The 25,824-nt window shown below is 70.1% G+C and carries 23 protein-coding genes and 2 pseudogenes; 14 read left to right on the top strand and 11 right to left on the bottom strand.

Translation table 11 applies throughout. The annotated features are described in order from the left end of the window. Positions 1–18 precede the first annotated feature (18 nt). The 4 genes from ACSHXC_RS39675 (at position 19) to ACSHXC_RS39660 (ending at position 4,533) form a co-directional block, all read left to right on the top strand. Positions 19–1,377 carry an MFS transporter gene (locus ACSHXC_RS39675; RefSeq protein ID WP_438296184.1) on the top strand — a complete coding sequence of 453 codons (1,359 nt, stop codon included), beginning with the start codon at positions 19–21 and terminating at the stop codon, positions 1,375–1,377. 414 nt (positions 1,378–1,791) lie between these two features. Then, entirely contained in the window at positions 1,792–2,544 is a 753-nt protein-coding gene (locus ACSHXC_RS39670) for a hypothetical protein (protein ID WP_438296183.1), read from the top strand. Further along, a complete protein-coding gene (locus tag ACSHXC_RS39665) occupies positions 2,541–3,266 on the top strand; it encodes a response regulator (protein WP_438296182.1) in 726 nt (241 codons plus the stop codon). Before ACSHXC_RS39670 ends, ACSHXC_RS39665 begins: the two co-directional genes overlap by 4 nt. A gap of 7 nt (positions 3,267–3,273) precedes the next feature. Continuing rightward, positions 3,274–4,533 carry a sensor histidine kinase gene (locus ACSHXC_RS39660; protein WP_438296181.1) on the top strand — a complete coding sequence of 420 codons (1,260 nt, stop codon included), beginning with the start codon at positions 3,274–3,276 and terminating at the stop codon, positions 4,531–4,533. A 152-nt stretch (positions 4,534–4,685) separates the two neighbouring features. Here ACSHXC_RS39660 and ACSHXC_RS39655 read toward each other — a convergent pair whose 3' ends face one another. Next, a complete protein-coding gene (locus ACSHXC_RS39655; protein WP_438296180.1) occupies positions 4,686–5,471 on the bottom strand; it encodes an alpha/beta fold hydrolase in 786 nt (261 codons plus the stop codon). A gap of 128 nt (positions 5,472–5,599) precedes the next feature. Between ACSHXC_RS39655 and ACSHXC_RS39650 the strand changes: the two genes are divergently transcribed. After that, positions 5,600–6,268 carry a TetR/AcrR family transcriptional regulator gene (locus ACSHXC_RS39650; protein ID WP_438296179.1) on the top strand — a complete coding sequence of 223 codons (669 nt, stop codon included), beginning with the start codon at positions 5,600–5,602 and terminating at the stop codon, positions 6,266–6,268. Between the two features lie 375 nt (positions 6,269–6,643). Here the strand turns inward: ACSHXC_RS39650 and ACSHXC_RS39645 are convergent, their stop codons facing one another. The 3 genes and pseudogenes from ACSHXC_RS39645 to ACSHXC_RS39635 form a co-directional block, all read right to left on the bottom strand. Beyond that, positions 6,644–7,249 carry a dihydrofolate reductase family protein gene (locus tag ACSHXC_RS39645; RefSeq protein ID WP_438296178.1) on the bottom strand — a complete coding sequence of 202 codons (606 nt, stop codon included), beginning with the start codon at positions 7,247–7,249 and terminating at the stop codon, positions 6,644–6,646. Between the two features lie 183 nt (positions 7,250–7,432). Continuing rightward, positions 7,433–8,614 (bottom strand): M6 family metalloprotease domain-containing protein, encoded by a 1,182-nt coding sequence (locus ACSHXC_RS39640; protein WP_438296177.1) that lies wholly within the window; start codon positions 8,612–8,614, stop codon positions 7,433–7,435. 40 nt (positions 8,615–8,654) lie between these two features. After that, positions 8,655–8,858: pseudogene (locus ACSHXC_RS39635) on the bottom strand (alpha/beta fold hydrolase); the annotation flags it as partial. Between the two features lie 1,079 nt (positions 8,859–9,937). Here ACSHXC_RS39635 and ACSHXC_RS39630 point away from each other — a divergent pair. The 3 genes and pseudogenes from ACSHXC_RS39630 (at position 9,938) to ACSHXC_RS39620 (ending at position 12,612) form a co-directional block, all read left to right on the top strand. Then, complete coding sequence (locus ACSHXC_RS39630) at positions 9,938–10,231, top strand: hypothetical protein (RefSeq protein WP_438296176.1); 294 nt, start codon at positions 9,938–9,940, stop codon at positions 10,229–10,231. 1,141 nt (positions 10,232–11,372) lie between these two features. Then, positions 11,373–11,750: pseudogene (locus ACSHXC_RS39625) on the top strand (IS630 family transposase); the annotation flags it as partial. Positions 11,751–11,964: 214 nt separating this feature from the next. Further along, complete coding sequence (locus ACSHXC_RS39620; RefSeq protein WP_438296175.1) at positions 11,965–12,612, top strand: hypothetical protein; 648 nt, start codon at positions 11,965–11,967, stop codon at positions 12,610–12,612. A gap of 632 nt (positions 12,613–13,244) precedes the next feature. Here ACSHXC_RS39620 and ACSHXC_RS39615 read toward each other — a convergent pair. Continuing rightward, positions 13,245–13,688, bottom strand: a complete 444-nt coding sequence (locus tag ACSHXC_RS39615) for a hypothetical protein (RefSeq protein ID WP_438296174.1) — start codon at positions 13,686–13,688, stop codon at positions 13,245–13,247. A 232-nt stretch (positions 13,689–13,920) separates the two neighbouring features. Here ACSHXC_RS39615 and ACSHXC_RS39610 point away from each other — a divergent pair, with 232 nt between their 5' ends. Together ACSHXC_RS39610 and ACSHXC_RS39605 are read left to right on the top strand one after the other, a co-directional pair. After that, positions 13,921–14,829: a hypothetical protein gene (locus ACSHXC_RS39610; RefSeq protein ID WP_438296173.1), complete on the top strand. Its 909-nt coding sequence runs from the start codon at positions 13,921–13,923 to the stop codon at positions 14,827–14,829. Positions 14,830–15,003: 174 nt separating this feature from the next. Beyond that, positions 15,004–15,195, top strand: coding sequence for a hypothetical protein (locus ACSHXC_RS39605; RefSeq protein ID WP_438296172.1), 192 nt, complete (start codon positions 15,004–15,006; stop codon positions 15,193–15,195). Here the strand turns inward: ACSHXC_RS39605 and ACSHXC_RS39600 are convergent. Continuing rightward, complete coding sequence (locus ACSHXC_RS39600) at positions 15,185–18,271, bottom strand: AfsR/SARP family transcriptional regulator (RefSeq protein WP_438296171.1); 3,087 nt, start codon at positions 18,269–18,271, stop codon at positions 15,185–15,187. The two genes, ACSHXC_RS39605 and ACSHXC_RS39600, sit on opposite strands and share 11 nt — an antisense overlap. A gap of 581 nt (positions 18,272–18,852) precedes the next feature. Between ACSHXC_RS39600 and ACSHXC_RS39595 the strand changes: the two genes are divergently transcribed. The 3 genes from ACSHXC_RS39595 (at position 18,853) to ACSHXC_RS39585 (ending at position 21,842) form a co-directional block, all read left to right on the top strand. After that, positions 18,853–19,905, top strand: a complete 1,053-nt coding sequence (locus ACSHXC_RS39595; protein WP_438296170.1) for a DMT family transporter — start codon at positions 18,853–18,855, stop codon at positions 19,903–19,905. Positions 19,906–20,040: 135 nt separating this feature from the next. Beyond that, positions 20,041–21,222 (top strand): M20/M25/M40 family metallo-hydrolase, encoded by a 1,182-nt coding sequence (locus tag ACSHXC_RS39590; protein ID WP_438296169.1) that lies wholly within the window; start codon positions 20,041–20,043, stop codon positions 21,220–21,222. Positions 21,223–21,464: 242 nt separating this feature from the next. Beyond that, positions 21,465–21,842, top strand: a complete 378-nt coding sequence (locus ACSHXC_RS39585) for an HD domain-containing protein (RefSeq protein ID WP_438296168.1) — start codon at positions 21,465–21,467, stop codon at positions 21,840–21,842. A 232-nt stretch (positions 21,843–22,074) separates the two neighbouring features. On the opposite strand, the gene ACSHXC_RS39580 is transcribed toward ACSHXC_RS39585, so the two are convergent. The 5 genes from ACSHXC_RS39580 to ACSHXC_RS39560 all read right to left on the bottom strand — a co-directional run bounded on the left by ACSHXC_RS39580 (position 22,075) and on the right by ACSHXC_RS39560 (position 25,113). Next, complete coding sequence (locus ACSHXC_RS39580; protein ID WP_438296167.1) at positions 22,075–23,040, bottom strand: hypothetical protein; 966 nt, start codon at positions 23,038–23,040, stop codon at positions 22,075–22,077. A gap of 339 nt (positions 23,041–23,379) precedes the next feature. After that, positions 23,380–23,574, bottom strand: a complete 195-nt coding sequence (locus tag ACSHXC_RS39575; protein WP_438296166.1) for a hypothetical protein — start codon at positions 23,572–23,574, stop codon at positions 23,380–23,382. Between the two features lie 209 nt (positions 23,575–23,783). Next, complete coding sequence (locus ACSHXC_RS39570; protein WP_438296165.1) at positions 23,784–24,251, bottom strand: hypothetical protein; 468 nt, start codon at positions 24,249–24,251, stop codon at positions 23,784–23,786. A gap of 87 nt (positions 24,252–24,338) precedes the next feature. Further along, a complete protein-coding gene (locus ACSHXC_RS39565; protein WP_438296164.1) occupies positions 24,339–24,479 on the bottom strand; it encodes a hypothetical protein in 141 nt (46 codons plus the stop codon). Between the two features lie 442 nt (positions 24,480–24,921). Next, positions 24,922–25,113, bottom strand: coding sequence for a hypothetical protein (locus tag ACSHXC_RS39560; RefSeq protein WP_438296163.1), 192 nt, complete (start codon positions 25,111–25,113; stop codon positions 24,922–24,924). On the opposite strand from ACSHXC_RS39560, the gene ACSHXC_RS39555 reads away from it, so the two are divergent. Next, positions 25,067–25,603: a hypothetical protein gene (locus ACSHXC_RS39555; RefSeq protein ID WP_438297121.1), complete on the top strand. Its 537-nt coding sequence runs from the start codon at positions 25,067–25,069 to the stop codon at positions 25,601–25,603. The genes ACSHXC_RS39560 and ACSHXC_RS39555 overlap by 47 nt on opposite strands. The last annotated feature ends 221 nt before the right edge of the window (positions 25,604–25,824 follow it).

Genomic DNA, 25,824 nt, shown 5'->3' with positions numbered 1-25,824 from the left:
CGCAAAGGCGGCTTCCTCATGTCCCAGGCCCGGCCCCATGACGTCCCCACGGCGACACCCCCCGTCGATCCGCCCCCGGAACCGGCCGCGGACGCGCCCGCAGCGCGCTCCTTGCTCGACCGGGTCGGTCTGCCCCGCAGCCTGGCCTGGGGGTATGCCGGGCTGATCCTGTTCATGATCGGGGACGGCATCGAAGCCGGCTACCTGTCGCCGTACCTCGTCGACGAGGGCTACTCCAAGGGCGCGGTCGGCGCCGTCTTCACGGTGTACGGAGTGGCGGCGGCCATCGGCGCGTTTCTCGCGGGAGCCCTCGCCGACTCCTGGGGGCCGCGTCGGGTGATGGCGATCGGCGCCGGATTCTGGGCGGTCTTCCATGTGCTGCTGCTCGCTGTGGCCCTCCCGCTCGGCAGCTATGCGCTGATCATGGTGTCGTACGGCATACGAGGCCTCGGCTATCCGCTCTTCGCCTACGGCTTCATGGTCTGGATCATGGCGGCCGCGCCCCGGCGCCGGATCGGTGCCGCACTCGGCTGGTACTGGTTCTGCTTCACCCTGGGTCTGCCGACACTCGGCTCGCTGCTCGCCTCCGTGCTCGTGCCCGCGGTCGGCGCCTACGAGACCCTGTGGATCTCCTTGGTCCTGGTCCTCACGGGAAGCGCCATCGCCCTGGTGCTCCTGCGCGAACGCACCGGATTCCACGGGCTGCTGCCCGAGGGGCAGCGCTCCCTGCGCAAGACCCTCACCGGCAGCGTCACCATCCTCCTCGCGAAGCCCACCGTCGGCGTCGGTGCCGTGATCCGCCTGATCAACACCACGTCACAGTTCGGCCTCTGGGTGTTCCTGCCCCTGTTCTTCACCGACACCCTGGGCTTCGAACTCTCCCAGTGGCTTCGGCTGTTGACCGTCATGATGGGCACCAACCTGGTGTTCGTGCTGATCTTCGGCACCCTCGGCGACCGCTGGAGCCTGAAGAAAACGATCATGTGGTGCGGCGGCGTCCTGTGCACCGCCAGCTGCCTCGCCCTCTACTATCTGCCGCTCGCGGCGGGCGCCGACTTCCTGGTCGCCGCCCTCGCCGCGGGTGCCTACGGCGCGGGTCTCGCCGGCTACGTGCCCCTGCCCCCGCTGATGACCGCCCAGGCTCCCGAACGCAAGGGCCAGGTCATGTCGGCCTACAGCCTGGGGGCCGGCGCGAGTGTGGCCCTCGGCCCCCTGATCGGCACGCTGTTCATCGGCCCCTGCGGAGTCCAGGGCGTCATCTGGATCTACGCGGCCCTCCATCTGCTCAGCAGTGTCCTGGTCCACTTCCTGCCGGAACCGGGACGCGAGCCGGCCGACAGGCCCGCACACCCCCTGAGCGCGGTTCGTGCGGAGTGAGGCCGATGTCAAGCGGTGAGGGCGTATAGGTGCTGGTCAGCTGGGTGGGGACGGGTGCTGCTCGGCGGCGATGAGCACCCGCGCCAGGGCCTGGTCGCAGCGGCCGGATCCGGGCCCACTACCAGGCTCGGGCCGGACCCCCGGGGCACTCCGGAACGAACCGTGACGCCCTCGCGGCCACGCAACCCGTGCCCGGCCTCGTTGTTACACGAGTGATGAGCAACGGCCGAACGACTGTGACGCAAGAGCGACCCGAGCGCCGAGCCGGGGGACGAAGGTGTGACCGTCCAACTGCGCCACACCGACAACGGCGCCGGAGAACGTCCACCCGGCCAACTGACCCCAAAGGCCCTGCCCCGCCGCCGGTGCGATCATGGCCAGGACCCCGGCCCGGCCGTACGAGAAGAGGAAGCGTTGCGAAACCCTGCCGCCGAGACCCGCAGGCACCGCCGCCGTGCCTCCCTGTGGGCTGCCGCCGGGGCGGCTCTCGCCACCGTCGTCCTGTCCGGCTGCGGTGACACCGCCGCAGTCGTGGATGCGGGAGCGACGGTGAGCGCGCCGCCGCTGCCGGTGCCCTTGTGGAGCGTGGCCGCGGAGCCGTCCGGCTCCCCCTCCCCCCTCGCCTCTCCCCCGGACCAGCCCGAGCCGCTGCCGGGTGTGTCCTTGCCGCCGGGTGGTGACCTGCGCAGTCTGAGCGCCCAGGAGATCATCGCGAAGGACCCGAACGTGACCCCGGACCTCCAGCGAGCCGCGGCCGACTGCCTGCCCGGATCGGGTTGCGGACTGCGCCGCCCGGAGCTGCGGGACCTCACCGGAGACGGCCGGCCCGAGCTCCTCGTGCTCATCGATCCCGACCCCCGGCACACGGCGGACACCGACACCGGGCTGCCGCTCGACACGCAGCTGTACGTCTACTGGGCGGACGGCGGCCGCGTCTTCCAGGTCCACGCCGATTCTCTGGGAAAGGGTACCCAGGTGGACCTCCAGGAGCGGGACCTCGTCATCCGCCGCATCGCCGACCCCTGGGGCTGGCCCGGCAGCACCAGCCAGCTCACCACCGACCGCTACCGCTGGAACAGCCAATTGCACCAGCTGGAACTGCACTCCAGCGTGGTCGCTCCCATGTCCACCACTGCCCCCTCGAAAGCAGCGCCGAAGACACCATGAGCACATCCCCCGCCCCGGAATCCGCCCCGCGCGTGCTGGTCGTCGAGGACGACGACGTGATCCGCGAGGCCACCACGGTCTCCCTCACCCGCCTCGGCTTCGAGGTCATCGCTGTCGCCGACGGCGTCTCGGCCCTGGCCCGCTTCAGGGCCGATCCGCCGGACGCGGTGGTCACCGATGTGATGCTGCCGGAGCTGGACGGGGTGAGCCTGACCCGCTCGATCCGCGAGCAGAGCACCGTACCCCTCCTGATGATCTCGGCCCGCGGAGACGACATCGATGTCATCGCCGGACTCGAAGCCGGTGCCGACGACTACGTCACCAAGCCGTTCAGGGCCAATGTGCTCGCCGCCCGGCTGCGCGCCCTGATGCGCCGGGCCGCCGCGCACCCGGCGCAGACCACCCCGGAACCGGCGCCGGAAGCCTCACCCCCGCGCGACGTCCGACGCGTCGGCGACCTGGAGCTGGACGCCGAGTCGATGGAGGTGCGCGTCGGCGGGAGTCTGCTGCCGATCACCCCGACGGAGCTGCGCCTGCTGCTCGAACTGACCTCGGTCCCGGGCATCGTGCTCAGCCGGGAGACGCTGCTGCGGGAGGTCTGGGACTACGCCTGGGGCGGGGACACCAGGGTGGTGGACGTTCACATCCAGCGGCTGCGCGCCAAGGTCGGGCCCGAGCGGATCGTGACGGTCCGCGGCTTCGGCTACAAGATCGTCGGCTGACCCCGGCATGCCCCATAGCCCCATCCCCGAGAACCGCCGCAACAGGCCCGGCGGCAGCCTGCAACTGCGGCTCGCCGCGCTGATCGCGACCGTGGCCTGCCTGCTGGCCGCCGCACTCGGTCTGCTCACCAGCGCCGCCTCGGCCGCCCAACGCCTCGACCTCAACCGCAGCATCGTCCTCAGCCGCCTGGACCAGGCACTCAACACCTACGCGCAGACCTCCGCCATCTCCGGCGACGACGTAGCACTCGACGCCCCGGGGCTGCCACCCGACCTCGCCCGGCGCGTCTCCGGCGGCCGCATCGCCACCCAGCTCGTCGACGGCCCCGGCGGCCCGGCCCTGTGGGCGGCCGCCGGCATCGGCACGCACACCGTGTCCGTACGCGGCGACTACCGCCTGGAACGCAAGGCCGACCAGCGCTTCGACCGCACCATCATGGTGCTGGCCGTCGGCAGCGCCGCCGCCATCTCGCTGGCCGGCCTGCTCCTCGCCAAACCGCTCAGCGCCCGCGTGCGCAGGGTCTCGGCCACCGCCCGCACCATCGCCGACGGCCGCCTCGACGCCCGCATCGGACACGTACACGGCTCCCGCGAAATCACCGAACTCGCCGCGTCCGTCGACCAGATGGCCGCCGCCCTCCAGGACCGGCTCCGCGCCGAGCAACGGTTCGCCGCCGACGTCACCCACGAACTGCGCACCCCCGCCGCCGGACTGCTCGCGGCCACCGAGATCCTGCCCGACTCCCACGAGGCCGATCTCGTACGAGGCCGGGCCGAGGCACTGTGTGACCTCATCGAGGACCTGCTCGAGGTCTCCCGCCTCGACGCCGACGTGGACACCGCCACCCTCGAACCCCACCACCTCACCGAAGTACTCCAGCGCGCGATCGCCTCCACCGCACTCCCCGCCGAGCTCCAGGTCGTGGACGACACCGCCGTACTGACCGAACCCCGCCGCCTGGAACGGATCGTCGCCAACCTCCTGGCCAACGCCCACCGCCACGGCGAGCCCCCCGTCACCGTCACCCTCCACCAGGGCACCGTGACCATCCGCGACCACGGCCCCGGCTACCCCGCCGACCTCCTCGCCCAGGGCCCGCGCCCCTTCCGCACCGGCGCCCCCGGGCGAGGCAAAGGCAGCGGCCTCGGTCTCACCATCGCCCAAGGCCACGCCCAGCTCATCCACACCGAGCTCACCTTCGCCAACGCCCCTGACGGCGGAGCTCAGGCCACACTCGCCCTTCCGCTGGACACCGAAGAGGACTGACCGGGTCCGTAAGCCAATGGCTCTGCCCGAGTGGCAGCCAACCGGCTCCTTGGAGCTGCCGCGCAAAGCCTCGCACCGACGCTACCGGGACGAGACCACCGGCCCGCCTGTAGTCCGGGGCGACGGAGCGAGGGCGTGCCCGGCATCGGCGCTCAGCTCCGTGCGAGGAAGTCGCTGATGAGCTTCAGCCACTCCTGCGGGCGTTCGGCGAACGGCAGGTGTCCCGTGGGGACTTCCGCGACCTCGGCGGTGGGGATGGCGGCGGCGAGCTCCCGCTGGAGAGCCGGGGAGATGAGCGGGTCGGCAGTGGTGACGACCACGAGCGTCGGTACCGCTATCCCGGCAAGATCCGCACGCACGTCAACGCGGCGAACCAGATCGACGTGGTCGCCCGTACCGGACGGGATGGCGGGAACGATCTGCGCGACGGCGGCCTGAACCTGGGGCGGGGTGAGGGAGTTCAGGACGCCTTCGCTGAAGGCCATCAGGTTGAGGTACTGGGCGAGCAGCGTGTGCTCACCGGACTCGTACAGCTGCTGCCAGATGGAGGCGGCGAGCTCCGTACGCGTGTCGGCGTGGGCGAACGTCGCGCTCAGCACGAGGGAGTCGACCCGCTCCGGATGACGTGCGGCGAGGCGGATCGCTACGGGTCCGCCGAGCGAGTACCCGCTGACGGCGAAGGTGTCGAGCCCTTCTGCGTCGGCCGCTGCGACCAACTGGTCCACCAGATCGTCCACGTCCAGCGGGGCCGGGGACTTCGGGGTTTCGCCGGCCCCGGGGAAGTCGACTCCGACGACGGTGTGAGCCGTGGCCAGCCCCTCCATGATCGGCCCGTAGTTGGCCTCGATGCCGCCGCCTGCGCCATGGGCGAGCAGGAGACCGGGGCCCGAGCCACGGGTGGTTCGGGCGAAGGCGGCGGGTGCGGGCGCGGTGGTCATGGTGGATCCCCTCGTGACATCGGCAGCGAGCCGAACAATCCCACCTTTAGCGATCACTAAAGATGTTGACGCCCGGACGGTAGCAGACGATCTATAGCGATCGCTACAGGAGGCGGTAGTCTTCTCCCGTGAGCAGCGAGAAGACGAAGCCTGTGAAGCCCTCGCCCGGACGCGCCCGGCGCGCCTTCGACCGCGACAGAGCCCTGGCCACCGCACTGGAAGAGTTCTGGACGCACGGTTACGACACGACGTCGATCGCCTCGCTCACCAAGGCGATGGGCATCAACCCGCCGAGTCTGTACGCCGCCTTCGGCGACAAGCGGCAGCTGTTCGACGAGGCCGTCCAGCTGTACGTACGGACCTATGCGGCGGGCCCGCTGAAGGGCCCCGACGCCCGCACGGCGATCGCCGCGATGCTGCGACACCTCGCCGCCGACTACACCGACCCGAGCCACCCGCCGGGCTGCCTCATCATCACCGGGGCGACCAACTGCGCCCCCGGCTCGCAGGAAGTGAAAGCCAAACTGCGCAGCATGCGCGAGGAATCCAAGGCAGCCATCGCCGCCCGCATCCGCGCCGACATCGACGCGGGGCAACTCCCCTCGGACACGGACGCCGACGGACTGGCCGCCTTCTACGCGGCGGTCATCCAGGGGATGAACCAACAGGCCTGGGACGGCACGGGACGCGAAACACTCAACCGTGTGGCCGACGCGGCGATGGCAGCGTGGCCGGAGAAGCCAACCGTGCCGACGCCGCCATCGCAACGCTCCCCCGCCAGCCGGGCCCGGGCGTAGTGATCCGTTCGGCAACCTCGAAGCGAGAGATCAGGAGTTGCCCGTGGTGTTACGGACGCCGCGGGGCCAGGAAACATGTCCCGTCTCGCTCAATGTGCGTCATGACCAGGCTCTGTCTGACCTGCGGTGCTCGCCTGATTCTCGTCATCGGGCGGGTAGGTTTCAGATGTTGTCCCGGCCATCCGGGATCGCGATGGGGAGGTCGGGGCCGGGCCAGGGGTGGTTACAGACAGGGCCGCGGCGTGTGACAGGTCATTCATGGCGCCTCGCCGCGACCTCATCCGTTTGAGCAGCCAGCGGGCGCTGGACAGCGGGGACGTCAGAAGTAACAGATCCCGGCCGAGCCCAAGCCACACGACACATCACCAAGATCGCTTAGTAACTGTCGTAGCTCGGCTTACCGTTCGGCCGGTAGACGCCGACGACGGTGCCGCCCTTCGTCGTCAAGACGCTGACCGGCTCCAGGGCAGTGGGGATCGCGCCGTCGGCGAACAGCCGCTTGCCGGTGCCGATGATCACCGGGTGGATGGTCAGCCGGTACTCGTCGACGAGGCCGTGCCGCATGAGGGTCTGGGCGAGGTCGCCGCTGCCGACGACGTTGATGTTGCCGCCGTCGGACGCCTTCAGTTCGCGTACGGCATCGACGACGTCGCCCTCCAGCAGCGTGGAGTTCTGCCACTCGACGGACGTCAGGGTCCGAGACGCCACGTATTTGTGCATGCTGTTCATCCGATCGGTGAACGGGTTGCCGGGATCAGCGGTTGGCCAGTACGACGCGAAGATCTCGTACGTCTTGCGGCCGAGCAGCATCGCGTCGGACTGCTCGTACCAACCGGCGATGGCCGTGCCGACCTCATCGTCGGCCACCGGTTTCTGCCAGCCGCCGTGCTTGAAGCCGCTCCCAGCGTCCTCGTCCGGACCGCCCGGCGCCTGCATGACGCCGTCGAGCGTCAGGAACGTGCAAACGATGATCTTGCGCATGGTGTGTGCTCCCTTCATCGACGGGTAGACCGTACAACCGCCTGAAACTCATCGGCGGGGCTTCCATGGCGGACAACCAAGTCGTGTTTGAGATGTCGATCATGGGCTCGGACGGGCGGTCGGCCTCCACTCGCTCCTGCTCACCACCCGCTGGTGCCCGCACCGGACAACCCCGGCAGGCGGTCACGCCTTGCTGATGCGTACCGTGTCCCCGTTCCTGCCGTCCGTGAGGACATCGATGCGGGCGCCGGTGGTGGGGTCGGTGAAGGTCTGGCCGGGGGCGAAGGCGGCCAGGTCGAGTGGGGTGCAACCGGTGGGCGGGGTGGCGGCGGGATTCGCGTTCAGGACGCGGAGGGGGCCTTCGCCGGTCCGGGCGGCGGAGTCGACTTTGTAGATGAGGACGCCGGTGGAACAGGCGGAGCGGTCGTTGCCTTCGGCGCGGCGTGACTCGGCGACGTACGCCGTCGTCTCGCTGGTGCGCAATACGGCGATCTTGGTGCCGCCGGGTCGTTCGACCGGGGTCAGGTGGACCGTGCGGTGCCCGGGTGCGGGCAGACAGGCGACCTGGTCGTCGCGGGTCCAGCCGAGTTTCCAGGACTGCCAGCCGAAGTACTGCGGGGCGGGTCCGGCGATGTTGCCCATGACGTCCCAGCCGCCGGCGTACTGGTGGGTGGGGCCGGTGAACGCATACAGGTCCGGGAGGCCGAAGGTGTGGGCGGTCTCGTGGTCGGCGACCTTGTGGCCCCAGTGCCACATGTCCTGGCCGAAGGTGACGGCCCACTTGAGCCGGGTGCCGTCGGCGGTGACGCCGGGCGTGGTCGGGTCGTAGAGGTACGTCGGCGAGAAGGAGATCGCGGCGGCGGACTTGGCGGGGACGACATAGACCATGTCGTAGCGGGAGAAGTCCGCGTACGGGTCGGCGGCGGTGATCGCGTCCCGTACGTACTTCTCGTGGGCCTCGAAGGTGAGGCCGCGCTGGAATCCGTACGAGGTGGAGTCGGCCGGCATGCGGACCCAGCGGTGCAGGGACCTGATGTCGAGCCGGGAGCGGCCGTAACTGGCCTTGTCCATCCAGTCGGCGGCGGGCGCGAGTTGGGCGGCGTAGGCATCCGTGGAACCGGTGGCCGGGGCGTCCGGGAAGTCCACGAAGAGGGTCAGTACGCGATGGGTGCCGGTGGCACGTTGGAACTGGACGCGGTCGGTGTCGTGTCCCTCGTCCGTCCAGCCGGTCTTTCCCGGGAGCGCGCAACTCGCGGCGGACGAGGGCGGGTTGGCCGATGCCGGCGTGGCTGCCTCCGCGGGGAAGGCGAGGCAGGGGACGAGCGCGACGGCAGCGACGAGCGGGCGCAGTTGCAGGGCAGGCATGTCTCTCCGATCGAGGCAAAGGCAGGGACGGGTCAAGGGGCTACACGCGGCCTGCGGCCATGTCCATGATGCGGGCCAGGACACGGCCTCCGGACGCGGTGATTCCGTCATGCTCCCATTCATTGGTGACCCAGACTCGGGTGGCGCCGATGTCGCGCGCGGTGCGCAGGGAGAGCCCGGCGTCCACATACATGTCGTCGTGGTAGACGACCGCGGCGAGCGGGACCCGGTTGCCGGCGAGGCGGCACGCGACTACCTGCGGCCTCATCATCCGCCAAGTAAGCGGGGGCGACTTCGGGCACCAGCGCACCGACGGCGTACGACCGCCGCGAGGCTGGCGACCACCCACCGGCCCTCGGCCACAAACAGACCGACCGCCGGAAGCGGTGAGTGAGCCGGACGAGCACGGCCGCCGACTACCCGCCACCCCCACCTCGGTGACCACAACTACCCGGCTGCTCGCAGCACTTCGCCCACACACACCATTCGAGTGGGACCGCCGGGCCTCCCGATGCGTCCCGGTGCATCAGCGGTCACCGCGCGTCAGACCGGGCATCCCACCCCACCGGAACGCGAGAAGTCCCCCCGGAACGCGAGAAGTCCGACGCGCATCCGCCCGATCGTCACCGCCCCACTCCCGGTCGGCGCAGACGCCAGCCTCGTCGCAGGGCGGAGGTGCATTCCGCCGATCCAGGCCGGGCCGGCGCGGACTCGCCTTCGCGGCGCCGCAAAGGCTTCTCCAGGGCGTTCCGGTCCGCACGGGGCCGGTTCGGGACAACACCCTTTCCAGCAGGAAGGCTTGCCCGGCCGGTCGGCGTGGGAGGGAGATACGCCCGGCTTGCTCTTCGAGCCCGGATCCACCGTCCTCCCGGCGCCTGCTGTCGGCCAGCCGCCGAAAGGGACCCACCCATAGGGCCGGTTGGCCCGCGTGCGGAGGCCGGACGCCTCACCCGCCCTCGCGACACGACACGCCTTTCCTCCGGCCCCCAACAGCCACCCGGTGCAGGAGGCCGAGGCGGGTCTGCGCAGCGGCTCGGAGCTTTTGTGGGGTAGCCGGACTGGGTGACACCAGCGGTGACCTGACGGCCCGTTGCCTGGCGGGCCCTGCGGAATCCGACGGCCGCAATTGCCGTGCGCCCTCCTCGTGCTGTGGTTCACCGCCGATTCCGGCCCGGCCCACTGCCTGGCGTGCCGACCAAGGCGGTGAGGATTCCCCGAATTCGGCGCGCCGCCAGGCGCTTGAGGAATACGACGTATTACCTCTGCAACTACACGAAGTCGATCTGTCGCAGATCGCGTCCACTTTTCTCCACCGGAGATGACATGCACAAGCTTCGCAAGGCCGCCGTGCTGGTCGCTGCCCTCAGCAGCCTCGGAATGCTGGCCGCCGGCACAGCCCAGGCACACGACGGGGGGCACGGGAAGCGCGGCGACCGCTTCAACATCGGACAGAGCACCACCTGCAAGTCGCACGACCTGAACCTCAACATCCTCGGCCAAGTCGGCATCCTCAACGCCCTGCTGGGCAACGCACTCAACGGCGAAGGCAACCCGAGCTCGCAGCAGACCTCCATGGGCTCCAGCATGGGCTGCAACAACAACGCCTTCAGCAAGTAAAAGCCACCACCTGCCTCGGCGCCCCAGCCACCAGCCGGGCACCGAGGCAGGTGACCCCGTAGTGACCCCGAGGCGAAAACCTTCCGCAGCCGGCCGTCAGGCTGCGGAAGGTTCGACGGTGGTCGCGGTTCTGAGACCGTTTCGGAACTCGCCTGCTGAACCGTCGGGGTCCGCCCCGTCTCCGTCAATCGCCGTGAGAGGGACCTCCCCCACGTCGATCGCAATGGTCCGCTCTGCCACGGCACCGCAACCTGCGGGACTGCGCGCCGTCCCGCTCCGACTCAAGGTAGAGACATCGTCCACCCCGGACGAATCCTCATCCGTGACACCGGCAACCGCTGTCACGGGTCCGCGGAAGTTGTGCCAGAGGCCCCGGACTTCCGTACAGACGCGAATGAGCCCGACCCCAGCGTGGGGACCAGGGCGATCAGCACTCGCACGAGGTGTGCACTGCCGTCAGACACCCGGCGACGGGTGCCGGGTCGTAGGCTCGTCACCGTGGCAGACCTCACGAACTCCCAGGCTTCCAAGCCCCGCTCGCGCGGACCGAGACCACCAGGCCCGGACTGTCACCGCGCCCAAGCGTGCTTCCATGTCGGTGCGCGTGGCGTCGTCCATCGGCCGTCCGGGGGCACGCAGGACCTCGTGGACAGCGGACCGCTGCACCGCATGCGCGGGCTGCCTGGTCTGCTGGTGCCCGCACCCAGCCGAATGCTGGTGCTGCTCCTGGGCCCAGGAGTGGCCAGCCTGACGCAGCAACTGGACGACAGCGGCGTTGCCCGCGCTTGCCTGAAGCGCGAGGGGGCCTTGGGGTGGTGTCCCGCCTCCGGCTGCGGGCTTATTGACCGGAGTGCGCCCGTTCCGGGCGCCAGCCACTCTGGCGTTGTCTTGGCTGTCGTGCACAGGTCCTTTTCCTTTGCTGGAATGCAACCAGTCCTGCATATGTGATCGGTGAGCCCGCGGCCAGGTGCATGCGGGCAGTGTCACCTGGCCAAACGCGCAGCACACGAGAGCCAATCGACACGGGGACGTGAACTCGACCCGGTGAACATCACCACACCCCGCTCGGCCTGCGCCTGCGCGGTACGCGGGAGGTGTGCCGCGCGCTGGCGCCGCCCAGAGCTCCACCATGCGCAGCCGCACCCTGGCTGCGCTCAAGAGCATCCGCGCCGCCCGCCTCGACGGCGCCCCCCTCTACGTCATCCTCGACAACTGGCCCGGCAACAAGACCCAGACCATCCGCACCGGGACCGAGCACAGGACCGAGCCATGCTTCACCCCGCCCCAGGCATCCTGGGCCAACCCCATTGAGCACTTCGGGCCGCTGCGCGGCTTCGTCCTCGGCAACAGCGACCCGCCCAACCACCCCGCACTCGCCCGTGACCTGCACGCCTACCTGCGCTGGCGCAACCAACACCGCCGACACCCCAGCGTGCTGGAAGCCCAGCGCCGCGAACGCGCCCGCATCCGATCCGAACACCAGCACCGCTGGGGCCGACCCCACCACACGGCAACTTGATCAACCGACCCGGCGCTCGTTCGCGACCAACGCAACTAGGCCATACGGGGTACCTCTTGGCACTCGCGTACTCCTCTGGGCTTCGCATCAGTAGCTTGGTGAGTACATGCCCAGATGGGCGGCGTCGTTTCGGGAGGGGCGTGCCATGCGCAGGTTTTCCGTTGTCGCGGCAGCAGTTGCAGGAGCCATCAGCTTGCCCCTGGGAAGCACCGCTGTGGCAGAGCAGCCAGGGACACGGCCGGCCGAGCGCTACCTGAACCTCCACCAGTGCGTCTACGTCGGCAGCGGCGGGCACTACACGAACGTGCTACCGAACACGGCGAACACCGCCTTCAACACGGGTACGAACGTCTCCAACACGCCAGACAGTGTGCTCTCCTGCGGGCCGGGGGGCGGGGGTTGGAGGCCGGCGCCCGCCAACTCCGCCGTGAAGGCCTTCGACCTCACCGCTGGTCGGTACCTGAACGTGCATCAGTGCGTGTACTTCTCTCCGGGGCAGCACTACACAGCCGTGCTCCCGAACACCCCGAACGTCAACTTCAACACCGGCACCAACGTCTCCAACACAGCCGACACGAAGCTCAACTGTGGCCCTGGTGGAGCCGGCTGGCGGCTACTCCTGGCCAACTCCGCCGTCGAGTCGTTCGACCTGGCCGACAACCGGTACCTCAACCTGCACCAGTGCGTGTGGACTTCGAGCGGGCAGTACTACATGGGCCTCCTGCCCAACAGCCCCAATGCCAACTTCAATACCGGAACCAACGCGTCGCGCACAGCCGACACCGCGCTGAACTGCCGCCCTGGCGGCGGAGGGTGGGCTCTCGACCGTATCAACTCGGCATATCGCCCCTTGGGTGGCTGAGCCCGAAGCGACGAGACGCCGGGGGCCTCCGGTTATGCCCTGTGGCCGGGGCATCCGGCTCTGGGGCGAATCCGATCGGGAGCCGCGGCCTCAGCCGCTCGCGTGGTGGCTGCCCACGCCCCGGACCTGTCGGCGGACCGGTGCTGCCGGCCGCCGCAGGAGCGATGGCCAAAGGCCAGGCCCTCGGTCCCCCCCCGTTCATCCCGGTGCGGAAGAAGGCCAGGTCAGGAGCTGCAGGTTGGTGGGCCGTGAGCTGTGATCCGTGCGTGCACCCGGCGACCTGCGCGGTCAGAGCACTAGGCCGCCGAACAGCTCAACAGCGGCACAAGACACCCAGCCGCACAGACCAGCCCCCAGAGGCCGTTCTTCCCCGGATGGCCCGCCGCCGGCAGCGCCCGGTGGCAGATCCCCCCGCTCCCCGCGGGGGTGGAAGTCCAGCCCGCCGGAACGCCACACGAGAGGCCGGCAGGAGCGGGGCATGCCACAGCCACTCGCGGTGGCGGCCGCCACGGGCCCCTCCCCCACTCCACCGTGCTGGCCCCGGCTCACGCCTTCTTACGGTCCGGTGCCGATCCGGCGCCAGTGGTCGGGGCATCCGGTGCGATGCGCGGGCTCGGCGCGGTAAGCATCGCTCAAAGAACCCGTAGACAGTCCGCCAAGGGATACCGGTCGACGGGGACGGCCCTTACGGCGGCCTGGCGCGGGATAACGAGCGGCAGTTGGTCAGTGCTTCGTCGACTGATGGCATGACGGCGCCGACGGCGACTTGTGCTGGGTGTCACGGACGTGCGCGTCGCGGAACGGACGGTGTTGGACACCGTGACCACGGCGTCGGGCTTCGATGCGCAGGCGAAGTTGATGTCCGCCTTGCCGGGCCGCGCGCCGGACGAGATCGTGGCGGTTCCCACGAGCGTTCCCTTGGGGCCAGGTTTGAGGTCAGTGGCCTCGATGGGGCTTCTCGCGGTGGCCCCCTTGCCCATCACGGCGCCTTCGGCGCGGCCTCCCTGACTGGGGTTCTTGCAGTTGCGCAGGGTCAAGGTGACGCTCTGTCCGGGCTTCGCCGTCGTGGGGTTCACGGTGGCGGAGGGCCCCTGTGGGGGGTGGCGGCGACGGCCACCGGGGCCGCGAAGGCGAGCAAGGGCTGCCCCGAAGAGGGCTGCGCCCGGTATTCGGTGATCGCGCACGGCAAGCCTCCTGTTCTGCCGCGGCTCGTCGGGCACATTGCGTCGGCGCGGGATCCGGGCGGGACGGCGACGGGAAGGGAGGGCGACACCTTCCTGGCATGTCTTGTGCTGGGAGGAGAGCGCGATGAACGGGAACGTGCGGCGGGTGCTGCTCGTGCTGCCGGAAGCACGGGTGCTGAAGGCAGTCGCGGCCCTGGGGCTGGATGCGTGGCTGGTGAGGTCCGCCCATCAGGGCGTGGCGGTCCAAGGGGTGGCCGCCGAAAGGCAGTTGGCGGGCGACGCCGATGACGTCGGCGCCCTGCGCACCCTGCTGGTCGAAACCGCGCGTGCCTTCGGCATCACGGAGATCCTGTACTTCGGGGATCTGCCCGGCCCCCGACTCGCCGTCGGGCTGGCCCTGTTGGAGCTTCACCCGGGGCACGGCAGGGCCCTTGAGGGACTCACCGATCCGGCTGTACGGCGGCGGGTGCTCAGTCAGGGCGGAGTGTCTGTCGTGCGTGCCGTGCGGGTCTCGTCGGTGACGGCTGCCCTGGCCTGGTCCGAAGGGTTCCCGTACCCATTCGCCATCAAGAACGGGACGGGACGGGGCCCGGGCGAGGTCATCGGGGGCAGGGCCCAGCTGGAGGCGTGGGCACAGCGGCCGCCCCGTATGCCCTGCGTCGTGGAGGAGCACCTTGCCGGGCCCGAGGTGGTGGTGGAGACGTTCAGCCATGCGGGGATGCACGAGATGATCGGGGTGAGTGCCGTATCCGGCAGGGTGGTTGGGCCCGGTATGGAAGCCTCGCCTGCCGGGCGGTTGGTGGCGGCCCGGAGCGCCGTGCGGGCGCTGCTCGACCTCGTGGGGCTGGAGTTCGGTTTCGTACGGACGCGTGTGGTGCTGGCCCCGGTGGGGCCGCGTATCGCGGACGTGGAGGTGGCCGGGGGGTCGGTCCCGCCGACGGCCGGGAACGGTGCCGGGCGGGACATCGTCGTGGACGTGCTGGGTGTGCTTGCGGGACGCTCGCCGCGCGGGCCGTGGCTGTTGTCGAACTGACCGTGGTGGACGCGGGGCGAACTCCCTCGGCATGGGTTCCCGCTTCCCGAGGGGCCCGCGCGGAAGGCCTGGGAATCCGCCGGGAACGGAGCGGGATCGGTTCGGGAAGGTGCCGCACGAACATCAGGGATGTCACAGCGACCCCGCACCATCCCTCACCTGAAGGACGACACCATGCGCAGCTCCCTCACCACGTTCGTCGGCGTCTTCGCGGCGGCCGTCCTCGCCCTGGGACTCGGCGTCGCCGGTGCGGCCTCGACGGGTTCCGCCGCCCCGGTGCTCGCGGACAGCAAGGGCCCGACCTCGGTGCTGGCCGACAGCAAGGGCCCCACCGTGGTCGCCCAGGCGCTGCCGGTCAGCAGGTGAGCGGTGCGGTGCGCCCCATGAAGGCGCTCAGCGCCTCGGCGGCCTCCCGATGGCTCACCGCCGCAGCCGCGTCCCCCGAGGCCTCGGCGGCCTGGGCCATGCCGTACAGCGCGCAGGCTTCCTCGGCCCGGTAGTGGATCGCCGCCGCGAGCTCGTGCGCGTGGCGGTGCAGCAGAGCCGCCCGCTCGTGGTCGCCGCGCTGTGCGCGGAACCGCCCGATGAGGTTCTCGACCTTGGCCTGCCGGGTGGGAGTGCCGCACGAGCGGGCCAGCCGCAGGGCTTCATCCGCGAACTGCGCCGCGGCGGTGCCGCCGAACCGGTCCTCTACTTGGGCGGACAGTGCGAGGGCGAGCGCGACGTCGCCCGGTGGGCTCGACGGGTGGCAGCGCTCCCGGGCCCGGCGCAGGCAGTCGCGGGCTTCCTCGTGGGCACCGAGGCCGACCTGGGCGAACGCCAGGTCGGTGAGTGCCATGACATGGCTGTCGCGGTAGTCGAGGCCGTCGTGGACCGTGAGTGCGGCACGGGCCATGGCGGCCGCTTCGTCGTATCTGCCCCACTGGGCGTACAGGGTGCTGAGGTTCGTGAGGGTCTCGGCCTGGGCGCGCGGCGCCTGCAGAGCCTGCTCCAGGCAGAGGGCGCGCTCCAGGTGGGGCAGCGCCTCGGCATGCCGGCCGAGGACCGTGAGCAGCAGCCCGATCGTGGACTCGCCGTGCGCCTCGGTGAGCTGGTCGCCGAGTTGGGCCGCGATGTCACGGCCTTCGGTGGCGGCCTGGATGCCCTCTTCGAGGTGGCCGAGTTTCCAGCAGGCCACGCTGAGATTGGAGAGGGTGACGCCGAGCACGGCCAGGTCCTCGGTGCGTCGGGCGGCGGTGGCGGCGATCTGGCTGAGGTCCTTGAATTCCTCGAAGCGTCCGAGGGCGTTGAGCCGGAAGACGATGTTGCGGGTGAGGCTGACGGTGTGCCGGTCGAGGCCGTGGCGGTCGGCGAGGGACACGGACGCGACGAGGCTCGTGTGCTCGTGGTCGAACCAGCGCCGGGTGCGTTCCATGTCGGTAAAGCGGGGCAACTCCCCTCCATAGGGCGGGAGTTGGGTGGGGCGCTGGTTGCGGCTCGGGAACAGGCACGTGCAGGCTGCCTCGGTCGCCGTCAGGTAGTAGTCGAGCAGCCGGCGGACGGCTGCGGCGTCGTCGTGTTGGGTGGCGGGCCGGCTCTGGTCCTGCGCGAAGGTCCGTACGAGATCGTGGAAGCGGTACAGGCCGATGTCGGGCTGCTGCAGGAAATGGACGTCGAGGAGCCGTTCGAGGACCGTTTCGGCGCCGCGCGGGTCGGTGTCCAGGAGCGCGGCGGCGGCGTACGCGTCGATGTCCGCGCCGGGATGCAGGCCAAGGACGCGGAACGCCGCGCGGTGCTCCTCCTCCATGGCCTGGTACGACAGCTGGAGGGTGGCGGCGACGCTGCGTTCGCCCGCGCTCAGTTCCTCCAGGCGGTGCGTCTCGTCGCGCAGCCGGTCCACGAGGTAACTCACCGTCCAGCGCGGCCTGTTGCGCAGCCGCGCGGCGACGATGCGCAGGGCGAGCGGAAGCCGGCCGCACAGCTGCACAAGTTCCTCGGCGGCCTGCGGTTCGGCGGCGACGCGGGCTCGGCCGAGCACCTCCTCAAGGAGCAGGGCCCCGTCCTCGGGCGACATGGGTCCCACCGAGATCCATTCGGCGCCGTCGAGGTCGACGAGGCGTTCGCGACTGGTGACCAGCACCAGGCAGCCCGGTGAGGCGGGCAGCAGCGGCAGGACCTGTGCCGCGTCGACGGCGTTGTCGAGCAGGAGCAGCACGCGACGGCCTGCGAGCGTGGAGCGCCACAGCGCGGTGCGGCCCGCGACGTCGTCGGGGATGTGGTCACCAGGCGTGCCGAGCGCACGGAGCAGCCCGTCGAACGCGGCAGCCGGCGTCACCGGGGTCTCGCCGGGGGTGAATCCGCGCAGGTCGATGTGGAGTTGGCCGTCGGGGAAGTCGGCGGCGACCTTGTGGGCGGCGTGTACGGCGAGGGAGGTCTTGCCGCTGCCGCCCATGCCGTCGATCGCCACGATGGCGCTGGTGCGGTCCGGTTCGCCGGGGCCGGTCATGGCGGCGAGGAGTGCGGTGAGTTCACGTTCGCGGCCGGTGAAGTCCGCGAGGCCGTAGGGCAGGGTGCACGGCGCCTTGGGCGTATCGGGTTGTTCCGGGGCATCCCGTCGCTCCGCTGTCCCGGCCGCCTCGGGCACGGGGTGCTCGGCGGGCTCATCGGCCTGCCGGGGTGCGGGCTGTGGCTGCGGTGCCCGCAGTTCGGGCGCCGCACGCAGGATCGCCTCGTACAGGCCGCTCAGCCGGGAGCTGGGGTCGATGCCGAGTTCCTCGACGAGGAGGTCACGGACCTTGCCGTACTCCTCCAGGGCCTCGGCCTGCCGGCCGCCGCGGTACAGGGCGAGCATGAGGTGACCGCGCAAGGTCTCCCGCAGGGGGTGCTGTGCGACCAGGTCGCGCAGGTCGGCCACCAGATCGCCGGTCTCACCGGCCGCCAGGCGCAGCTCCGCGAGCTGCTCGGCGGCGGCGACGCGGCGCTCCTCCAGTGTGGTCGCAACGGATGCGAGGAGGTCGCTGCCCGTGCCCGACAGGGCGGGCCCACGCCACAGGTCGAGGGCCCGGCGCAGTTCGTCGGCGGCCCGGCCGGGCCGTCCCTCTTCGGTGGCGTGGCCGGCCCGGCGCACCCCGGCGGTGAACTCCGTGAGGTCCAGCTGCCCCTCGCCGAGGACCACCCGGTAACCGGGGCCATCGGTGACGACCACATCGCCGCCGTCCGGTATGCGTCGGCGCAGCTCGGCGACGGCCTTGCGTACTTGATGGGCGGCGGTCGCCGGCGGGTCGTCGTTCCACGCGGCCTCGACGAGACGGGTCACGGGAACCGTGCGGCCCGCTTCCAGAAGCAGTCCGGCGAGTACGCGCTCGTGGATCGCTCCCCCCAGACGCAGACGCTTTCCGTCCGCCCAGCCCTCAAGCGGACCAAGGACGTTGAAGCGCGGTCCCCCGCCGTCGTACGCAGTCATCGTGTCCCCCGTTCCCCCCCTGACAAAGTCCTGGTCAGAGGCTCGTCCGCGATCATAGGGGGTTGCCTGCGAGGCGGTACAGGGCCGTCTTGGCTGTTGAAACCTCCCGACCCTGAAGCGGAGGGCGGGGATTCCCAGCTCACTTTGCCTGGCTCCTGGCAGGGGGCGGGTCTTACAAGATCAGCACTAGCCGGGTTTGAGACCAGCCCGGACGAGCCTCACGCGGGCGGAGTTCTTGTCCCTGGCGGGCACAGTTGAACTCCTCCGCTTCGCGGCTCCGGTCCAAGGCCCCATTCCCCCAGCCCGAAAGCCAGGGCTTCCTGGGAGAAGTTCGGTGAGCCACGGAGGCGTTCCTGTCGCGCTCCCGCCGCCCGGGCACCGTGCGGTCCCGGTGCGGGAGCGAGGCGGTAACGGATCGGGAGCGGCGCCGTGGAGTCTTCAGTCGTCGAAAGCGCTCCGGATGGCGGCGCGAGCGGCTGCTCCCGGCGGTTCCTCCGTCGCGGCGGCCCCGCGATCACCGTCCGCAGGACTCCCGCCTTCGACCGTACTTTCTGCCCCCTCGATCAGGAACGAGAACCACCGTGGCCCTCGATACGAAAGCCGCCGAGACGGATTCCGCCGGCACGCCGTCCATCGCCCCGGCGCAGTCCGGGTCCCGGTCCGCGAAGCGATCGCTCGCGTTGTGGCTGGGGCCGATCCTGGCCACGGCGGCCACGCTCATCTGGTCGGGCAACTTCGTCATTGCACGCGCCCTGCACGAGACCGTCCCCCCAATCCAGACCGCGTTCTGGCGGTGGACGATCGCGATGCTGGCGGTGGCGCCGCTGGCCGCCGCGCAGACGTGGCGGCAGCGGGCTCTCATACGCAAGCACCTGGGCTTCCTCACCCTCGCGGCCCTGCTCGGGGTGACGCTGTTCAACACCCTCATCTACCAGGCGGGCCGCAGCACTTCGGCCACCAACCTGGCACTCATCGCCGCCACGTCGCCCGCGATGATCGTGGGGTTCGGCGTGCTCACCGGCGGTGAACGCGTCTCACGGCGGCGTGCCGCAGGTCTGGTCATCGCGCTCCTGGGGGTGATCGCGCTCGTCAGCAAGGGCTCGCTCTCGGTGCTGCTCGGTCTGCAGTTCTCCACGGGCGACCTGTTGATGCTGGTGGCCACGGCGACGTTCGCCGGGTACAGCGCGATGGTGCGCCGCAAGCCGCAGGGGCTGACGGGGCTCGCGTTCCTCTTCACCACGTTCGTCCTCGGCACGCTCATGCTGGCGCCCGTTTACGCGGTCAGCCTCAGCACCCAGGGCGGTTTCACGCCGAGTGGCGGGACCGTCGGAGCGCTCCTCTACATCGGGGTGTGCTCGTCGGCCGTCGCATATTTCACCTGGAACAAGGCCATCGATCTGATCGGCGCCACCCGCGCCGGATTCATCTACTACCTGCAGCCCGTGTTCGTCGCCGTCGTCTCCTTCTTTGCCCTCGGCGAGCCGACGACACCGATCCAGGTCGCCTGCATGGGTCTCATCATCGTGGGCATCGCCCTGGGCTCGGGTGCCACGGCCCAGCGCGCCGCGTCAACCGGAACCAACGGGCAGGAACTCCCGGCCACCGGGCCGGGCCCACGCTCCACGACGGCCTGATCTCTCCCAGACCCCAGACCCCAGACCGTCCGGGACGGCGCGCACAACAGCACGTCCCGCTGCCGTCGAACGCCCACCGCGGCGTATCTCAACTTCGCAATTTCCGCTCAACGAACAAGGATCAGGAATACCGCCATGTCTTTCCCGACCATCAACGCCGAGCGCCTGCTGTCCGACATCACCCACCTCGGCCAGATCGGTGCCGACCCCAAGGGAAGCCTGTACCGGGTGGCCGGCTCCGCCGCCGACCTGGCCGGGCGTGACTGGATCGACAAGACGATGCGGGTCTCCGGGCTCCACACCTGGCGCGACGAGATCGGCAATGTATTCAGCCGCCGTGCCGAGAGCGACGGGCCCTGGCTGCTCATCGGCTCGCACGCCGACACCGTCCCGGGCGGCGGTCACCTCGACGGTGCGTACGGAGTGATCGCGGCCATGGAGGTCCTGCGCACCCTGCACGAGGCGAGCCACCCGGCCGCCGACTACCTGGAGACAGTCGCGTTCTACGACGAGGAGGGCGTTACCCTCCAGTCGAACGGCGGTCTCGTCGGCTCGACGGCTCTGAGCAACAACCCCCACATAAAGGAGCTGCTGGGCTACCTCGAACTGCACGTCGAGCAGGGCCCGCGCATGGAGCGCGCCGATCTGGACCTGAGCGCTGTGACCGGCATCGTCGGGGTGCGCCGCTACATCGTCGAGGTCAACGGCCAGGAGAACCACGCGGGCACCACACCGTTCGAGCTGCGTGCCGACGCGGGGCGGGTGGCGACGCGCTTCGGAGCACTGGTGCGGGACGTGTGCCAGACCGTCGACCGCACCTCGATCGGCAATGTGGGCTCCATCGCCATGGAGCCGAACGCGCCGAACGTGGTGCCGGGCAGGGCCACCGTGCAGGTGGAGGTACGTGCGGGCTCGGAGAAGGCCCTCGACGGCATCGAGGCGCTGCTGACCGAGGAGTTGCAGCGGATCGCCGGTGAGGAGAAGTGCACGGCAGAGCTGCGCACGACGTCGGCGAAGCCCGTCGCAGAGTTCGACACGCGGCTCGTCGACGCGGTGGAGCAGGTGTGCGTCCGCAACTCCGAGCGTTTCGAGCGGATGCTGAGCTACGCCGGGCACGATGCCAGCGTGATGAGCACGAAGGTCCCGACGGCCATGATCTTCGTCCCGAGTACGGGCGGCTACAGCCACTCGAACCTGGAGCACACTCCGGACGAGCAACTGGTCCTCGGTACCCAGGCCCTGCTGGAGAGCGTCGTCGCGGTGGTCAACCTGATGCTCGCAACGGACGTGTCGGAGCGGCACTCGCTGGCCGCCTGACGCAAGCACAGCACACCCGCACAGCTGATGGCCCTGGTTCCCGCCGGAAACGGCGGAGCCGGGGCCTTCGCGCGCGCAGCTCGTCAGCCGTGGCCTTCCCGGACCGCCGCGCGGAACCGGGCCTCGCTGACCGCTGATATAGGACGTGCCCCCCTCGCCCGGGCCTGCCGCCTACCCTGCCGGGCCCCCGGCTTCGGGAGGTGGAACGGCACAACAACGCCACCCCAGAGCGCAAGGAGAGCGTGGCCGAGCACTCGTGGCATCTGGCGTTGGTCTGCTGGGTCCTGCACCGCGAGTTCGAGCGGGAGTACGAGCACACGCTGAACCTGGAGAAAATGCTCAAGAGGTGCCTGTTCCTGGAACTGTGGCACGAGCACGAGGCAGGCAGCACGCCCGAGGCCCGGCTCGTGCGGGGTGTGGACAGGCTCAACCCCGCGCTGATGCGCTACCTCACGGGTCAGGGATGGCAGGACGTCGGCGCGGACGCCGGGGCGCTGGACCGCCTCCAACTGCCCCGCCTAGAGGCGAGCAGGGCCCTCACCACGCTGTATCAGGAAGTCAGGGACGCAGCGGTCGCCAAGGGCCTGCTCGCATCCGCTTCCCGGCCGACGCCCTCGTGATCACCCGTCTACGCCGAAGCCGTCCGCCGTGCCTTGCCCAATGCCATACAGGTCGGCGACCGGTGGCATGAAAACCGAGGGGCCAGGCGCCAAGCGTGAAGGTCGGCTGCAGTGCCGTCGGGGCTTCCCCGCGCTGCGGGCCGCGTTGCCCGGGACCGCGACTCGTGATGCGCGGCGGACGAGGCCCGGGCGGGTCCAGTGCCTGGGCGCTGGACCCGCTGGTCGGAGGTGTTCAGGAGGAGGTCTTGGTCACCTCCAGGTCGGCCTTGGGTCCGGCGACGCCGCCGCCGGGCGGGTCGGCGGGTGTGGATTCGTTGTTGCCGGGGTTGGGGTCTTCGGTCCCGCAGCTGGAGGAAGCGGTGTTCTTCAGGTCCTTGCCGTCGCCGGTGTAGGCCGGGTCGAGCTTGACCTTGAACGTCCAGGCCTTGGCGGCGGTGTTCTTGATGGTGTCGGTCGTACAGGTGACGGTCCGGCCCTTCGCGGTGCATCCGTCCTTCGACGAGACGAAGGTGAGGGGTGTGGGCAGGGTGTCGGTGGCGACGACCTTGACGGCGTCCGAGGGCCCGGCGTTCTGCGTGGTGACGGTGTACTCGAACTCCTCACCCGGCGCGACCTTCTCCGGGCTCACCGCCACCAACTTCGTAGTGAGGTCGGCGGTGGCCTTGCCGACGGTGCCGTCGCCGGGCAGCGCGGCGGAGGCGGTGTTGTTCGTGGTCCGGGGGTCGTCCGTGTCCGAGGAGATGACCGCGTTGTTCTTGAGGTCCTTGCCGCCCCCGGTGTAGCTGGAGGCGATGCGGGCCTGGAGTGTCCATGTCTTGCTCGCTCCGACGGCCAGTTGGCCCACCGGGCCGCAGGTGACCTTCTGGCCTGCCGCGGTGCAGCCGTCCGTGGAGGAGACGAAGGTCATTCCGGTGGGGAGGGTATCGATGACCTTGGCATTCTTGGCGACGGACGGGCCGATGTTCGTGGCCTTGAGGGTGTAGGTGACGGTGCCGCCCGGGGGGACGGGGTTCTGCGCGCGCAGGCCGTTGAGTGCTGTCGTGGCCGTCATGGACAGGTCGGCGCCGTGCCTGGTGGGAGAGGGGAGGCCTGCTGTCTCGGCGAGGACGGCGGGTGCGGCGCACCACAGCACTGCGCAGGCGAGCGCGGCCACCACCGTGACTGGCAGCGGGTGCCACCGTCTCTTGGTCGTCGTCATGTGGGTTTCTGTTCTTCCTCGGTCGTGCCACGGCTGTTCGGGCGCCTGTCGGGAGGCCCGGCGGTGCCCTCGACGCCGTGGCGTGGGTGGGTACGGCCGCTGTCCGGGGACATCGACGGTCGTGATCCGGACCGGGCCGCCCGCGAGGGGAACAGGCCGTCCGGTCACGGAGTTTCAGGAGGAGGTCTTCGTCAGGTCCAGGTCGGCCTCGGGCGCGTTCGGCCTTGACCGGGTAGTCCTCGGCCTCGCCCGCCTTCTTACTCGCCGGTGGGCAGCGGCGCGTTCACGGCGCCCTCGTACCGGCGGATCGGGCGTCGATGACGGGCAGTGCGGTGAACGCTAGACCCGGTCGCCAAGGCCGTTGTAGTGGGCGGGCTTGCCGTCGGCGTCGATGGGGCGATGGGCGTCGGATTCGACGGTCTTGCTCTTGCCGAGGTGGAAGTCTTCGTCCACATCGGAGTAGGGCCCGGCGCCGTCGGAGGTGGAGTGGTACGGGTCCGGGGCGTCGCCGGAGCTCTTGTGGTGACCACTCATTCCGCGGCGTCGACGACCTCGCCGTTGCCCGCGCCCGCGATGACGCCGATGGGAGTCTTCGCTTCGGGCACCCGGTCGCCGGTGATCGGAGCCCGGACGGTGGAAGCCGTCAGGTCCCGCTGGTAGACCTTGCCCTGCGGGTCGGTGATGTAGAAGTTGCCGATCTCGTCGAAGAACGCCGAGTGGTAGTACAGGCCCTGAAACCGGTTCTAGGCCAGATGCTGCGGCTTGCTCGTGCGGTTGAAGTCGTCCACACGGCTGGGGGCGGAGCCGTCCGGGATGTACAGCAGGCCGTCCTTGGGGTGGGCCGCCCAGTCGTCCCAGGAGCCATTGCCCGGGTCGAACCGTGCGTCGGTGAGGACCGGTTCGGGGGTGGTCCGGTCGATGGGGGCCGCGTACGAGCTCCTGATGTCTGTGGCCTTGCCGGTGAGGGGGCAGACCTTGACCGGCCTCGTGGGGTTCTCTCCGACCGCGGTGCAGCTGTACGTGTGGCACGACCCCTGCGGCGTAGCCGAAGCGTGGATGCCCCTGGCACCCTTCGCTTGGCCGTTGCCCTCGTCGATGCGGGCGGCGGGTGCGGGCGGTTCTTCGACTGCGCGTGACGGCGCGGTCAGGGCGGAGGAGGTGACCGTGAGAGGCGAGCACCGCGATGGCCAGCGCCATGGCTTGGGACCCACACCGTCTGTGCCGGAGTGTGGGGGGCGTGGTGTTCGTCTGCACTGTCCTGCCTTCTTCGATCTGGGACCGTTCGGGTCCGGGCGGTGTCAGCTGGAGCGATGGCGTGCCGCGTACATGAGGGCGGCGCCGCCCGCGAGGAGGAGTCCGGTGGTCCAGGGCAGCCAGTCGGGGAGTTCGTCGCCGGTCTGCCGTGGCCGCTGGGGTATGCCGGGGCCCTGCTCTGGCACGGTGACGGGCAGCAGCGTGCCGCCGGCCGAGCCTGCCCGGCCCGCCCGGCCTGACGGGCTCTGGCCCCAGGCTCATAGGAACCGGCGTGCCGCTGCGGGGCGGTGGGGTTCCCCTGCGGGACTGCCCCGACCGGCACCCTCTCTGACCTTCAGTCGGTCCTGGTGCTTCGCCATGGGCCCCTGCGCCAGTGGGTATGCCGTCTTGTTGTGCGGCCTGGACGCTGCCAGGGGAGGCCAGGAGGGCGGCTGCTGGGAGAGCCGAGGACGTGAGCGAGGTCGCCAGGTGGCGACGCGCTCGCTCATTGAGGCCGCGGCGCCGGGGAGTCCTGGTCATGGTGGAGCCTTCGTTCCGTGTCCGAGTCGATGGGCCTGCATGCCCTTGCCCGGCCACACCTGTTGGAGTCCCAAACCCGTCGAGGAGTGCATCGTATGATCATGATGATCAGCTACGGAAAGTGACGTCGGCTCGCCCATGCATCACTCCGTCGGCCCCGCGAATGGAAGTGGGTGCGGATCCGCTGAGGTGATGGCCCGGGGCCAGCAGTGAGGCGGTAGTTCTGCCGGTCAAGGCTGAGGGAGAGGCGTTGGTGACGTTGTCCGGATCCCCGCCGAACCGGGCAATGTTGTCGTGCACGCACTCCAGCGCGGCGAGCTGGTCGAGGATCCTCCGGTTCGCCGGGGACAGCGGCTCGGACCTGATCGTGCGCTGGACCGACGGTGAGGTGACGCTGTACCCGTCGGTGGCCGAGGAGGGCTTCCACGGCGAGGTGCGGCTGCACAAGCCGGAGCCGGACGAGACCTGGAAGCACGCTACCGCGATGACCGTCGGCCGCTTCGGCGGCAACGGCAAGGTGGACGACCTCGTGGTCCGCTGGACCGACGGCGAGATGACCATCTACCAGAACACGGGAACGACGCTCGGCCGACAGATCATCGCCGTGACGCCCAAGCCCCCCCAGGCGGAGACATGGAAGCACGCGGTCGAGATCGGCTCCGGGGACTACACGGGCAACGACGGCTGGGACCTGGTCGTGTGCTGGTCGGACGGCGAGCTGTCCCTCTACACCGACGGCGACGAGAAGGGCCTGGGCAAGGACAACCCGCTCGTCACCCCCAAGAAGTAGCGCACGCGGTGCCCGGGCGAAACGTCCGGGCACCGTGGCACACGTTCTGATTGGACAGTCATGCACAGCTGAAGGCTTACTCTGCCGGGCGCCGCTCTGGTGTGTCTGGTGACGCTGGCCGCCTGTGACGGCGGCAATGGCGGTCACCCGGCCCAATCCCGCTCGGCGACAGCGCAGCCGCAGCCCTCCGGAGGGCCCGGTACCTGCGATGAGACCAAGCC

It is taken from the genome of Streptomyces sp. HUAS TT7, from assembly GCF_051550175.1.
GTDB lineage: Bacteria > Actinomycetota > Actinomycetes > Streptomycetales > Streptomycetaceae > Streptomyces.
Note: the sequence above shows the minus strand (reverse complement) of the source record. Positions and strands in the feature narration are given on the sequence as shown.